Raw genomic sequence first — 13298 nt, 5'->3', positions numbered from 1 at the left:
TATCCCTTTTTTGACACAATTAGTAAAAAAAGTTGTCAGTAGATATCCTTCCTTGCTTGGCGATGTCAGTAGATATCCTTCCTAAGTGAGCGACGCGGACCCCTCCGGGTACTTCAGCATCAGGAATGACGTCGTGGATCGCCTGCTTCAGGGGGCGCATCGGCTGGCGGGCGTGCCCGAGGAGCATCGGAGCGCCGTGCTCAGGGCCGCGGCCGAAGCCGTGTCCGATGCGGCCGAGCTCTTACGTCCCTATACCGGCCTGTTCGCCGACGGTGACAGCGCCGCCAGCCGGTTGTCCTTCAGCTGCTTGTCGGCCGCGGCGACGTTCCCGCACGCGCCGCCGGATCAGATCGCCGATCTCGGGGCGCTGACCGCGATCCTGTTCGGCATCGACGACATCGCCGACGACATCGCGGGCCAGTGGTCGCATCGCGACGTCGCCGCCTTTTTCGCGAGGCTTCGCGCCATGGTTTCCGGGGCGCCGCCCCAGACGTCCACGGCGCCGGCCGACGCCGCAGATCCTATGGGACAGGCCCTGCACGCCTGGCAGGGGTGGTGCGACCGGTTTCACGCGCATCCCGGCGCCGCTACGCACGTGCCGACCCTGGTGGAACGGCTCGAGCTCGCCGGCGCCGCCATGGCCCGCGAGCGCGTGTGGGCGGCGGGCAGCGAGCCCTGGCCGGCGTACGACGACTATCTGGCCAACGGCCGCATCACCATCCTCTACCCCACCTGGTGGGCGGCTGCCCTGGCGATCTGCGGTCCCGCTCCCGCCGACGCCGCGCACTGGGGATCGATCGCGCCTGCCACCGCCTTCGGCGCGGCTTGCATGCGGCTCGCCAACGACATCAGGACGTTCGAACGGGAGAGGGGCGAGGGCAAGCCGAACTCCGTCCTCATCCTGGAGCGTTCGGGGATGACCGTGGAGGCGGCGGTCGAACGGGTCTCCACGCACATCGCCGAGCTCAACGGGGCCTTCGCCGCCGCGCTCGCGGAGCTGCCCCCCGAGCTGGCGGACGTCGCGGAGGGACAGCGCAGGAGCGTGGCGTTCAACGGCGCCTGGTACATGGCCAGGGACACGCACGCGTACACCGTTCAGGACCTGGTCAGGGACGCGGACGCGCACGGCGTCTAGGGAGCCGCCCCGTCCCGCGCCCGCTCGGCCAGGTGTGCCGCGGCGATGACCGCGGCGCGGGTCACGGCGAGCGGCACGTACAAGTCCTTGTCGTGCCAGAGCGGGGGATGCTCCGTTCCGGCAGAGCGTGTCAGGTACGCCTGTCCCTCGTCCGCGGCGAGCACGCATCGCGGGTCCATCCGGCTCCTGGTCAGCAACAGGGTCTGCATTCCGTACGCGGTCTCCTCGGCGGTGCCCTCCCAGCGGCCCCATGAGCCGTCCGGCCGCTGGGTGCCCAGCACCCACTCGACAGCCGCGCGCACCGACCCGGCCGAGGCGTCCCCGCCGAACGCGTCGAGCGCCAGGGCGCAGGCGACGGTGGCGTAGTAGGGGGAGGCGTGCCACCTGTCGGTCCAACTCCCGTCCGGCTGCTGACGGTCGGCGATCCAGGCGGCCAGGCCGGAGATGGTCTCCACGTAGCGGGGCGCGGCGGCGGGCCGACGGGCCACGTACTCGCCGAAGGCGTCCAGCACGTGGGCGTTGACGCTGACCGAGACTCCCTGCTCGCCGGGCCAGGTGGAGAAGTGGGTGCCGGAGCGGAAGCGCCACAGGCTGTCCGGCTCGTACGGCGCCCCGAGCAGCGCCAGCGCGTACAGCGCCACCGAGGTCGTGTCGGCGTCGGCGGGCAGCCCCGGCCCCGCGGCCGTCCCGTCGGGCCCGATCGCCGCCCTGAGGTCCGCCACCATCTCCGGCGGCGCCTCGACGGGCACACCCGCGCGGGTCAGCCAGCTCAGCACCCAGCCCCGCTCGAACACGGTGATGGGCAACCCGACGGGCACCGGGCCGCCGTGGCGCCGGACGACCGCCTCCAGGTGATCGCGGGCCCGCCCGTCCGCGTCATGGCCCTCCGGGCCTCCCAGCCAGGCGGCGGTGGCCGCGGGGGACGCCCCGATGGTCCCGATGGCCGTCGGCCGGACCCCGCGCGCCCCGCCGGCCTCGTCGCCCGCGATCTCCAGAGCGTGGAGCAGCTTCTCCGGGATCTCCGCCCCTGAACTGATCCACGACCTGACCAGGTGGAGAGTGTCGTGGCTCATTCCCTCCGGCAGCGGCAGCGGCGCGTGGCCCGCCAGGTCCTCGACGTGCCGGTTGATGAGGGCCACGAGCGAGGGCACGATGTGCTCGATCGCCGGCGTGTCCGGCAGCTCCAGCCGCTCGCCCAGCCAGGTGGCGAGCACGCGCAGGCCCCGCTCCGCCGCCTGGGCGAGGCACTCGCGATCCACGCCCAGGTCCCCGCGCGCCAGTGCGGAGAGGAGCGCCTCGGTGGCGCTCAAGGTCGGCACCAGGCCGTACCCGTCCGGCGCGCCCCACGCTCCGTCCTGACGCTGGGTTCCGGTCAGGTAGTCGATCCGTTCCCGATGGCCGGTCAGCCAGGGGGCCAGCGTGACCATCCGGCCCGTCTCGTAGACCGACGGCGACACCTGCCCCCATGGCCTGAGCATCAGGCTGGCGATCAGTTCGCCCGCGACCGAAGAGGTGTTCGCCATCTCGCCGGCGGCGACGCTCCCGGGGCTCACGTCGGCCGGTTCCGCTCGATCGGCATCAGTCGTAACAGGAGCTGCTGTTTCGGCCGCGCTGACGCTCCCGGCACCGGGATGAGCCTCTGGGGGTTGGTCAGCACCAGCCGGTACCTGCTCAGCAGGCCGGCGACCACCAGCGGGGCCTCGACGTTGAACAGGTTCTGGCCGAGGCAGGAGTGCGGGCCCGCGCCGAAGGGGAAGTACGCGTAGCGATGCCTGCGGGTGCTCTCGCCGGCCCAGCGATCCGGGTCGAACTCCAGCGGCCGATCCCAGAATTCCGGCAGGCGGTGGGTGGTGTACGGGCTGATCAGCACCTGCGAGCCGCTCTTGATCCGGACGCCGCCGATCTCCGTGTCCGCGACCGCCTGCCGGGGGATGATCCAGCCTGCCGGATACAGGCGTAACAGTTCCTGCAGGACCATGTGGAGGTACGGGAGCCGCGTCGCGTGCTCCGGCCGTACCGGGCCATCGCCAACGACGCGGTCGATCTCCTCATGGAGCCGGGCGCTCACGGCGGGATACTCGTGGAGCACGGCCCACAGCCAGGTCAGCGACATCGCCGTGGTCTCCGTGGACGTGGCGTACATGCTCACCAGGTCGTCGCGGACCTGCCGCAGGTCCCCCTTGCCGTCCTGGCCGGTCCTGGACGTGAGCACCGCCGAGATCAGGTCCATCTTCCCGATGCCGGCGCCCTCGCGGCGCGCCTGCTCGATCAGGGGATAGACGATCTCGTCGATGTTCTTCATGGCGCGCAGGAAGGCGCGGTCACCGGGGACCTTGACGGAGTACGGCACGAAGGGGAACAGCAGCCGGAAGCCGATCGTCGTGGCGCAGGTGGCGAACTCGGGCGCCAGTCGCTCGGCGGTGTCGCGTGAGATCCGGCCGCCGAACAGGACCTTGACGACGGCCTGGTTGACGATCGCCGTCATCTGGCCGGCGCCGTCGATCGGCCGGCCCGCCCGCGCGTGGTCGTCGAGCTCGAGGATGCGCTCGGCGATGGCGTCGGCCATGTCCTCGGCCAGGGAGGCCATGTACCTCGCGGTGAAGAGCGGCTGGAGGATCTTCCTGGTGGACGCCCAGTCCTCGCCCTCGCGCAGGATGCCCTGGCCGGTCAGGCGGCGCACCGGCCGCCAGAACATGCCCTCGCGCAGAAAGTTGGACCACTCCGTTTTGAGTACCTGCTGGACGTGGTCGGGGTGCGAGACCAGATAGGGACGGAAGGGGCCGAGATTGAGCCGGACGATGCGACCTCCGGCCTCGGCGCCCATTCTGGCCAGCTCGGTGACCGGATCCTTGACCAGCCTCGGGATGGTCTTGTGGAACGGGAGGACTTTCGGGCTGGTCACGGAGGTATCCGAGGCAGGCGGCATGACGGCGATCCCCGATCCGGATGCGATATGCAGATAAAGTCCTCTATGCGATATTTATCACCTTTTGGGTTGTTGTCGCATAAAAGTCGATAAATGATCACGATTGGGAGATACGGCGGTATTGCCCTCTTGTCACCTTGCCCTGGTCCGCCCGGTGTGGAGCGGGTGGCGTGGGGGCGTCTGATCGCCACGTGCGTCTCCCGCTGTGCCTGCGGTGCCTTGTGTCACATCACGGACATTTCCTGACATATGTCAATCTATGGGTGGATTATCACATGTTCCCGCATGTAGATTCAAGATCGTACCGGGGTAGGAGTGCCAGTTGAATCTTAGCCATCAGGCCGCCGGCCCGCTGGGCAGTGGGGCCGTTGCCCGCTGCCAGGGGCTACTCGAGCCGGCTCTTCGCGAGGCGGTCTCGATGCTGCACCCGTGGGGCGCCACCATGGCCGGGTTCGCGCTGGGGTGGTCGGACGCGGACGGCAGGCCGTACGACGGCGACGGCGGCAAGGGCGTGCGGCCGGCCATCGCCATGCTCAGCGCCGAGGCCGTCGGCGCCGCGGCGGAGTCGGCGCTGCCGGGGGCGGTGGCGGTGGAGCTGGTGCACGCGTTCTCGCTGGCGCACGACGACATCATCGACAACGACGAGCGGCGCAGGCATCGGGACGCGCTCTGGAAGGCGTACGGCGTGGGGCCGGCGCTGCTGGCCGGCGACGCGCTCCTCGCCCTGGCCGTCGGCCAGCTCGCCGGGCGGCCGGAGGCGATGACGTACCTGTCGGCGGCCCTGATCGACCTCGTCCAGGGGCAGACCGCCGACATGGCCTTCGAGAACCGCCCATGGGCCGGTCCCAACGAGGTCACCGTCGCCGAGTACACCGAGATGGCCGCGGGCAAGACGGGCGGGCTGCTGGGCGCCGCCGCGGCGACGGGCGTGGCTCTAGGGGGCGCGCCCGAGCTGGCGGACCGCATGTGGCAGATGGGCCGCGACCTCGGCGTGGCCTTCCAGATCGTGGACGACGTGCTCGGCATCTGGGGTGATCCCCGTATCACCGGCAAACCCGTACACAGTGATCTGCGGCGCGACAAGAAGACGTTTCCCGTGCTCGCGGCCCTCGCCGCAGGCGGTGCGGCCGCGCACGAGCTGTCCGTCATCCTCGCCTCGGGCTCGACGGACGAGGAGTCGCTGCGGCGGGCCGCCCGCCTCGTGGAGGAGGCCGGCGGCCGCACCGAGGCCCGGGCGCTGGCGGACCGGTACGTGTCGTCGGCGCTCGAGGTCCTGGACGACTGTCTGCCGAACGCGGCCGACCTGCGTGCCTTGTGCGACGGCCTGGTGGATCGCGTCCGCTGACACCCACGCCTGCCTGGCACGCCGGGCAGGCCGGCGTGGTCAGGGGCGGGAGGCCTCGTCCAGGAGGGTGAGTTCTTCGGTGCTCAGCGCCAGCTCCGCGGCCGTCATCAGCGCCTGGAGCTGGCCGACGTTGCGGGCGCTGGCGATCGGCGCCGCGACCGTCGGCTGCGCGAGGAGCCAGGCCAGCGCCACGGAGGCCGGTTCGACGCCGCGCTCGCCCGCCACCTTGGTCAGTGCCTCCAGCGTCCTGAGCCCGCGCTCGGTCGCCAGGTATTCGGCGGCCTTGCCCGCCCGCGGGCTGTCGACGGTCACGCCGGGCGCGTACTTGCCCGTCAGGAAGCCGCGCGCCAGCCCGAAGTACGGCGTGCTGGCCAGCCCCTCCTCGGCCACCACGTCCCGCAGCTCGCCCTCGTAACCGCGTTCGACCAGGTTGTACGCCTGCTGCAGCGCGACATACCTGGTCAGTCCCTCGTCGTCGGAGATCTTGAGTGCCTCCGCCAGCCGGGCCGCGCCGTAGTTGGACGCGCCGGCGTACCGGATCTTGCCCTCGCGGACCAGCGCGTCGAACGCGGCCAGCGACTCCACGATCGGCGTGTCGTGGTCGTCCACGTGCGCCCAGTAGAGGTCGATGTAGTCGGTACGCAGCCGCCGCAGCGAGTCCTCGACCGCCGTGCGGATGGTCGCCGGAGCCAGGCCCTCCAGCCCCTCCAGCATGCCGACCTTGGTGGCGAGGACGAGCGAGTCGCGGTTGCGCCGGTCCTCCATCCACTCCCCGATGATCATCTCGGAGGTGGACTCGCCGGTCGCCCAGTACGGGTACACGTCGGCGGTGTCGATGAAGTTGCCGCCGCCCTCGACGTATGCGTCCAGGATCGCGAACGACGTCTCCTTGTCCGCCGTCCAGCCGAAGACATTGGTGCCGAGCGATATCGGGAAAACGGACAGGCCCGTGGCCCCTATTGATCTCATCCCGCTATTATCCGCGCAGCCAACAAGGAGGCACGATGGCGCCCCGCTTACGCGGCTGCCTGGTCGGCGCGGTGGTCGCCGGCGGCCTGTTCCTGCTGGGCGTGGCGGTGCTGCGATCCGGCGGGGAACAGCCCGGGCCGAAACCGCCTCCCTCCGCGACCGGAACCCCGCCGGCGCGGGTGCTGGAGGAGCGGCAGCTCGACGAGCGCAGGATGGAGCTCACGATCAGGTCGCCGGCACTGGGCGACGCCACCACGAAGGTACGCCTGCTGCTGCCGCACCGCTGGGAGTCACGCCGCGACTGGCCGACACTGTGGCTGCTGCACGGCGGGCTCGACGACCACACCTCCTGGACCGCCAAGACCGACGTCAACGCGCTCACCCGCGACACCGGCGTGCTGGTCGTGATGCCCGACGGCGGTAAATGCGGCAGCTACTCCGACTGGTGGAACGGCGGCGACGGCGGCTCACCACGCTGGGAGACCTACCACCTGCGGGAGCTGCTGCCCCTGCTCGAATCACGCTACCGGGCCGGCGGGCAGCGGGCGGTCGCCGGCTACTCGATGGGCGGCCAGGGCGCCATGCTGTACGCGTCCAAGGGCTACTTCAAGGCGGCCGCCTCGTTCAGCGGTGCCGTGCACATCCTCGCCCCCGGCGTGCCGCAGGCCGTGATGGCGGGCACCACGATCGGCTGCCTGGGCACCGACTGGAAGCGCATCTGGGGCGACCCGGAGGCGCAGCGCTCCATCTGGCGGGCGCACAATCCCTACGACCGGGCGGACAAGCTCAAAGGCGTCGAGCTGTACGTGGCCGCGGGGGAGGGAGACCTGGTGGAGGACCTGGCGAACCGGGCGGCCAGGTCGTTCGCCGGGCGGCTGGACGAGCTGGGCATCCCGGTGCGCACCCACTTCTACCGCGGCGGCCACAACCACGCCTCCTGGCAGAAGGAGCTGCACCGGGCCTACCCCATGCTCATGGCCGCCATCGGCGCCCGCTGACGGCCCACGCTCGAACTCCGCGCACTGATGAGCGGACCGGACCGAGTCGGGCGGTCGGTGACGGGCCCGGGAGCGGGCCGCGTCCGTTGATCGGTGATGGGCCGAGATCCGGCCGATCACGCCGCTCAGCGCTGGGTGGCGCCGGACAGGCCGAGGTCGCGCGGCATCAGGAGCCACACCACCAGCGTGCCGGTCAGCATCAGCACCGCGCCCGCCCCGCTGGTCAGCGTCAGCGAGTCGGTGAACGCCGCCGTCGCCCGCTCGGCCAGCCCCGCGCCCGCCGCGCCCAGCTCCCTGGCCACGCCGATGGCCCCGCCCAGCGACTCCCGCGCGACGCCGGCCGCCGGCCCGGCGTAGTCGAGCGCGCCGCGGTAGACGGCGGCCGCGACGCTGCCCAGGACGGCCACGCCGAGCGCCCCGCCGAGGTCGTAGCTGGTCTCCTCGATGGCCGCGGCGCTGCCCGACTCCGCGGCGGGCGTACCTGACATGATCATCGCGGAGGCGATGGCCAGCGCGCCGTTCCCGATGCCGATCAGCGTCAGCGTGCCCGCCACCGGCCAGTAGTCCAGCGGGGCCGGTGCCAGGAAGAGCAGCAGGAAGCCCACGCCCATCACCGCCAGCCCGCCCGCCAGCACCCTGCGCGCGCCGATCCTCGCCGCCAGGACCGGGGCCAGCGGCGAGGCCACGAGCGCGGCCAGCGCGGCGGGCAGCAGCCGCACACCGGTCTCCAGCGGCGAGTACCCCTGCACGAGCTGCATCCACTGCGCGAGGAGCAGCAGCACCGCCCCCATCGCGATCGACGTGGTCAGCGCCGTCGTCACCCCGGCGGAGAAGGGGCCGCTGCGGAACAGCCTGAGCTCCAGCAGCGGATCCGGCCTGCGCAGGCACCGCATGGCGAACCAGCCCAGCGTCACCGCCGCGACCACGGTCGCCACCAGGGCGCTCGCCGAGGCCGGGCCGTACTTGCCGAAGCTCTTGATCGCGTACACCAGCGCCACCATGCCCGCCATCGACAGCGCCGTGGCGAGCACGTCCCATCGGCCGGGGCTGGGATTCCTGGACTCGGGCAGCAGTAAGAGGCCGGCGCCGATCGCCACCGCCATGACCGGCACGTTCAGCAGGAACGCCGCGTGCCAGCTGAGATGCTCCAGCACGAGCCCGGCCAGGATCGGCCCCAGCGCGGCGCCCACCGCGGCCATCGCCGACCACGCGCCCAGCGCCCTGGCGCGCTCGCCCGGATCGGTGAACAGGTTACGGATCATGGACAGCGTGGACGGCATGATCATCGCGCCGCCGACGCCGAGCAGCGTCCGTACCGCGATCACCTCCAGCGGGCTGTCCGCGAGCAGCACCGCCAGCGAGGCCAGCCCGAACACCGCGAACCCGGTCACCAGCATCCGCTTGCGCCCCCACCGGTCGCCCAGCGCGCTCACCGTGACCAGGAGCCCCGCCAGCACCAGTCCGTACGCGTCCACGATCCACAGCAGCTCGATGGAGCTGGGCCGCAGGTCCGCCGAGATGGCCGGCAGCGCGACGTTGAGCACGGTCATGTCCATGACCACGAGCAGCACGCTGGCCGACAGCACGGCCAGGCCGGCCCAGCGCCGCTTCGACGAGACCGGTGGCGTGGTGATCGTCATGACTCCCTCCGGGGTGCGACGCCGTACAGGAAGGTGTCGAGCAGCAGGCGGGGAACCTCGCGGCGGGCGATGTCCCCGCGGCGCAGGCCATTCCGTACGGCCACCAGCAGCCCGTACATGACGTGGCCGACCCAGATGGTGGGCAGGCCGGGGCTCAGCAGGCCCGCGCGCTGGGCGGCGGCGTAGAACGCCAGCTCGCGCTCTTCCAGCTCGTCCACGCGGCGCATCAGCTCGGGGTGGACCGCCAGAATGTCGTCGGTCAGGCCGAAGCCGTACTCGTCGGCGACCTCGATCAGGCCGGCGAGCAGCGCGTTCATGGCTTTTACCAGCACTTCGCGGTCCCCGGAGGCGGTCGCGGCCTCCAGACCGGCGCTCAGCTGGACCTGCTCCCACCGGTCATGGGCTTGGTGCCCCAGGGCCAGCATCAGCTCGTCCCGGCTGCTGAAGTGCCGGTGCAGCGTGGCCCTGCTGATCCCGGCCGCCTCGGCGAGCTGCGCCATGGAGGCGGTGGGGTTCTCGTTGAGGTGCTGGATCGCCGCCGTCATGATCTGCTGTCGGCTCATCGCCATCAGACACCGCCGTATCGTTTGAAACATGTTTGTCTCACATGCTACATCATTGCCTCACACAGGGCCATGGGGGATCCCTTCCTCAGAGGCGTGGCGCAGACGACTTCTCGCCTTCCCGGCATGGCCATGGAGCCGCAGGTGGCGCTATGGTTCTGCTGTGGTGATGGGTGACGTGCGCACGCGCATCCTGGACGCGGCAGAGGAGCTGTTCGCGGGCTCCGGCTTTGAGGCCACCCCGACTGCGGTCATCGCCAAGCTCGCGAAAGTGCCCAAAGGGCTGATCTTCGACTACTTTCCGCACAAGGTCGACGTACTGGTCGCTCTGGTCAACGAGCGTACGCACATCGAAGAGGCGCGCGAGATCGACGCCGTGCCAGGCGACCCGGCGGGCACGCTGGCCAGGCTGGCACGCGGGCTGCCGCTGCGGGCCTCACCGGCGATGCGGCGCATCCTGTTCCGCGAGGCCGACACGCACGGCTCCGTCAAGGAACGGCTCGGGCGCCTCAACGGCGAGCTGATCAGGCGCGCCAGGTTCGCGCTGGAGCTGGCGCAGCCCGGCGCGCGCGGGGACGCGGCCAGGCTGGAGGTGGCGGCGGCCATGTTCGCCGCCGTCCTGCTCTACCAGGAAAACCTCTGGCAGCTAACCGGCCACCAGATCGATCCCGACGCCGTCGCGGAACTCATCGCCCACTCGCTCGTCTAGCAGCTCGTCCAGTGCCGCACGCAGGTGGCCGAGCAGGCCCCACACGTCGTCCATGCGCTCGGGGCAGGCGACGATGCCGAAGTCGAGCATGCCGTCGTACGAGAAGCAGGTGATGTTCAGTCCGCCGCTCATGTCGGTCAGGACGGACATCGGATAGTACGACAGCACCCGCCCGCCGCACAGGTACAGCGGGAACTGCGGGCCCGGCACATTGCTGATGATCAGGTTGATCGGCGGGAACGCCATGCCCGCCAGCCGGAAGATCGCCGGCGTGGCCAGGCTGGTGACCGGGGCGGGCAGCACCGAGCACAGCTCGCTCAGCCAGGTCGCCGGGGCCAGCGCGAAACGCCGCTTGGCCCGGCCCATGGTCGCGCCGACCGCCTGCAGGCGCTCCAGGGGGTCGGGGATGTTCGTGGGCATCGGGGCGACCATGACGGAGATCTGGTTGCCGACCAGGTCCTTGGCCCCGGCCGTACGGACCGCCACGGGAACGGCGACGATCAGCGGCTCCTCCGGCAACGCGTCCCGTTCGCCCAGCCACGAGCGCAGGGCCGACGTGCACAGGGTCATGACCACGTCGTTGACGCTCATGCCGTTGGCCTTGGCGACCTTCTTGACGTCCTTGAGCGACAGCGAGCCGAAGGAGAGCTCGCGGCGGGCGCTGATGGGGCCGTTGAACGGGGTGCGGGGGACGGCGAGGCTCGGCAGCTCGGGCCGGTTCGGCCGGTCGCGAACGACCAGCCGCGCGGCCTTGGCGATCAGCTTCGCGCCGGGCATGCGCGCCGCCAGGGGAATGGCGTCCAGGTCCCCCGCCGCCCTGACGACCGACTTCACGGCCCGCACGGGGTGGGTCGCCGAATGCACGGCGGCCCCGGCCAGCATGCCGATCAGCCCAGGAGCGTCCTCCTGGTCGCCGCCGGCCGGCTGGATACGACCGCCGTCGGGCAATGCCGCCGTGCGGTCGCCGTGCATGGTGCCGTCGCCTTGGCTGGTGCGGTCGCTGTGCATGGTGCCGTTGCCCTGGCGGGTGCGGTCGCCGTTGGCGGTGCTGCCGTCTTGCCCGTTCTGCTTGGCCCGGTCGTCGCGGACGGAGACGTGCTCGCGTTCGCCGTCCGCCGGGAGGGTGAGGTGCAACTGCGTGCTGCGACCGCCGTTCGCGGGCAGGCCACGTGCGCCTCGCTTGCCGTTCGCCGAGCCCGTGGTGCGGTCGCCGATCGCGGAGCCGGTGACCTGCGTGGCGCCCGCAGCGGCGGTGGTCTCGTGGCCGTTCGCCGAACCCGTGCTGTGATGGCCGTTGGCGTCGCCGCGCTGGTCCGTGGTGCGGAGTCTGCGTCGCGTCAGGTGGCCGTCCGGGGTGAGGTCGAGCAGGGTGGCCAGGGTCTCCGCGCCGGAGATGCCGTCGATCGCGGCGTGGTGCACCTTCGTGTAGACGGCCACCCTCCCGTCCGGCAGCCCGTTGATCAGGTGCATCTCCCACAGCGGGTGCGCCCGGTCGAGCCGGCGGGCGTGGATCTCCGCCACGGCCTCGGAGAGCTGCCAGTCGTGCCCGGGCGCGGGCAGTGTCAGCTCGAACAGATGGTTGCCGATGTCGAAGTCCGGATCGGGCGCCCAGTAGGGATGGTCCAGCCCTAGCGGCACCTCCGCCAGCCGCAGGCTGAGCGCGGGGGACAGGTGCAGCCGGTCGAGCAGCAGCTCCGCGAGCGAGCCCGGGGTGAGCGAGCCATCCGCCGAGTCGATGATCGCCAGCCCGGCCACGTGTGCGGCGGTGGTCGCCGTCTCGACATTGAGGAACTGGGCGTCGAGTGCGGTCAACTGGCGCATCTGCTCTCCTTTTACCGTCGTGTGCGCAGCCTCACACAGGGGGATTTCCAGAAGGTTTCCGCGAGAGTCTTTCAGATGAATTCAGCGGTGCCGTACATGGGTAAAGGAAATCACCAGCTCAGCCGCGATCGGTGACAATTGCCTATCCGATGACAACGTGAATGGGATGTTGCACGACCGCGTCGAAGTGATAGCCGGACGGATGCCGTGGAGTGGTCAGCGGCTGCGTGGCGCCGGTCTCGTCGGTCGCCCTGGCCATGAGCACGTGCCTCCCCGTGTGGCGGGGGGCCCATGCAATGTGCCATGGCAACCAGGCCGCGACCAGGTGATGTCCGTGGTGCTCGGCCTCGCGCCAGCCGAGCCCGCCGTCGAAGCTGACCTCCACCCGGACGATCCTGCCCCGCCCCGACCAGGACCGCCCGTGCAGGATGTGCGGCCCGGCGAGGGGCAGGCGGGCATTCCATGGGAGCTCGAAAGCGCTCTTCACCGGTTGCGTCGTGACGTTCGCGTAAAAGACCGTGTTCCAGGGCGTGAAGAGCTTCGTTGTTGAAACTTCTATATCGCCGAGCCATTTGATCGAGGCTATTCCCACCCATCTCGGCACCACCAGGCGCACCGGAAATCCATGGTCCGGAGGCAGCGGTTCGCCATTCATCTCGTAGGCTACGAGCACGTCGTCCATGGCTTTCTCGATCGGCAGCGGCCTGCGTACGTGCCCGTAGTCCTCGAACGGCGCGTCCAGGCCGGAAGGCAGCACGTCCACCGCCTCGGGCCGCACTCCCACCTCCTTGAGCAGATGTTTCAGCGGCACGCCACGCCACCGGGCGACTCCGATCGCCCCCAGGCCCCACTGCGTCCCGGGGGCGGCGTCGTCCTGCTGCGTCCCGTAGAACCGCCGGCCGTTTCCCGCGCATTCGATCGCCACGTCGTACGTCCGCGACGGCATCGCCCGGAGCTCGTCGTAGCCGAACTCGCGCGGGCATCGGATCCCTGCGCCGTGCAGCCGCAGCCGCCAGGTGGTGACGTCGATGAGCGGGGTGGAGGTGTGGTTCCGCACGAAGAACCGGTCGGTCGGGGTGTGATACCCCTGCCCCGACATGGCCTCCCACCGCATCTCGGCGCTCCCGCCATGCACCCTGAACAGGTGGCCGGGCAGCGGCTTCACGATCGTCGCCACGGCTTGATTCACCGT

At 70.7% G+C, this 13298-nt stretch carries 11 protein-coding genes; 4 read left to right on the top strand and 7 right to left on the bottom strand.

The features are described 5' to 3' along the window. Positions 1 to 85: 85 nt before the first annotated feature. Entirely contained in the window at positions 86 to 1135 is a 1050-nt protein-coding gene (locus tag EJK15_RS24545) for a terpene synthase family protein (protein ID WP_138712809.1), read from the top strand. Here EJK15_RS24545 and EJK15_RS24540 read toward each other — a convergent pair. Further along, a complete protein-coding gene (locus EJK15_RS24540) occupies positions 1132 to 2688 on the bottom strand; it encodes a prenyltransferase/squalene oxidase repeat-containing protein (RefSeq protein ID WP_240777183.1) in 1557 nt (518 codons plus the stop codon). The two genes, EJK15_RS24545 and EJK15_RS24540, sit on opposite strands and share 4 nt — an antisense overlap. Further along, entirely contained in the window at positions 2685 to 4037 is a 1353-nt protein-coding gene (locus tag EJK15_RS24535; protein WP_206061086.1) for a cytochrome P450, read from the bottom strand. Before EJK15_RS24535 ends, EJK15_RS24540 begins: the two co-directional genes overlap by 4 nt. A 346-nt stretch (positions 4038 to 4383) precedes the next feature. On the opposite strand from EJK15_RS24535, the gene EJK15_RS24530 reads away from it, so the two are divergent. After that, positions 4384 to 5406, top strand: coding sequence for a polyprenyl synthetase family protein (locus EJK15_RS24530; protein ID WP_240777182.1), 1023 nt, complete (start codon positions 4384 to 4386; stop codon positions 5404 to 5406). A 39-nt stretch (positions 5407 to 5445) separates the two neighbouring features. Here EJK15_RS24530 and EJK15_RS24525 read toward each other — a convergent pair whose 3' ends face one another. Continuing rightward, entirely contained in the window at positions 5446 to 6375 is a 930-nt protein-coding gene (locus EJK15_RS24525) for an aldo/keto reductase (protein WP_138712807.1), read from the bottom strand. A 35-nt stretch (positions 6376 to 6410) separates the two neighbouring features. Between EJK15_RS24525 and EJK15_RS24520 the strand changes: the two genes are divergently transcribed. Then, positions 6411 to 7373 carry an alpha/beta hydrolase gene (locus tag EJK15_RS24520; protein WP_138712806.1) on the top strand — a complete coding sequence of 321 codons (963 nt, stop codon included), beginning with the start codon at positions 6411 to 6413 and terminating at the stop codon, positions 7371 to 7373. Positions 7374 to 7498: 125 nt separating this feature from the next. Here the strand turns inward: EJK15_RS24520 and EJK15_RS24515 are convergent, their stop codons facing one another. Both EJK15_RS24515 and EJK15_RS24510 read right to left on the bottom strand, forming a co-directional pair. Further along, on the bottom strand, positions 7499 to 9013 hold the full coding sequence (locus EJK15_RS24515; protein WP_138712805.1) for an MFS transporter: 1515 nt from the start codon (positions 9011 to 9013) through the stop codon (positions 7499 to 7501). Next, the gene (locus tag EJK15_RS24510) at positions 9010 to 9576 is read right to left on the bottom strand and encodes a TetR/AcrR family transcriptional regulator (protein WP_240777181.1); all 567 of its coding nucleotides are present in this window, start codon (positions 9574 to 9576) and stop codon (positions 9010 to 9012) included. The genes EJK15_RS24515 and EJK15_RS24510 overlap by 4 nt, the downstream gene beginning before the upstream one ends. 169 nt (positions 9577 to 9745) lie before the next feature. Here EJK15_RS24510 and EJK15_RS24505 point away from each other — a divergent pair, with 169 nt between their 5' ends. Further along, positions 9746 to 10285, top strand: a complete 540-nt coding sequence (locus EJK15_RS24505) for a TetR/AcrR family transcriptional regulator (RefSeq protein ID WP_138712803.1) — start codon at positions 9746 to 9748, stop codon at positions 10283 to 10285. On the opposite strand, the gene EJK15_RS74785 is transcribed toward EJK15_RS24505, so the two are convergent. Beyond that, positions 10223 to 12106 carry a wax ester/triacylglycerol synthase domain-containing protein gene (locus EJK15_RS74785; RefSeq protein WP_240777180.1) on the bottom strand — a complete coding sequence of 628 codons (1884 nt, stop codon included), beginning with the start codon at positions 12104 to 12106 and terminating at the stop codon, positions 10223 to 10225. The two genes, EJK15_RS24505 and EJK15_RS74785, sit on opposite strands and share 63 nt — an antisense overlap. Before the next feature lie 142 nt (positions 12107 to 12248). Next, positions 12249 to 13295: a sulfite oxidase gene (locus EJK15_RS24490; protein ID WP_138712802.1), complete on the bottom strand. Its 1047-nt coding sequence runs from the start codon at positions 13293 to 13295 to the stop codon at positions 12249 to 12251. Between the last annotated feature and the right edge of the window lie 3 nt (positions 13296 to 13298).

The organism is Nonomuraea basaltis (assembly GCF_005893125.1).
In the GTDB taxonomy this organism is placed as follows: domain Bacteria; phylum Actinomycetota; class Actinomycetes; order Streptosporangiales; family Streptosporangiaceae; genus Nonomuraea; species Nonomuraea basaltis.
Note: the sequence above shows the minus strand (reverse complement) of the source record. Positions and strands in the feature narration are given on the sequence as shown.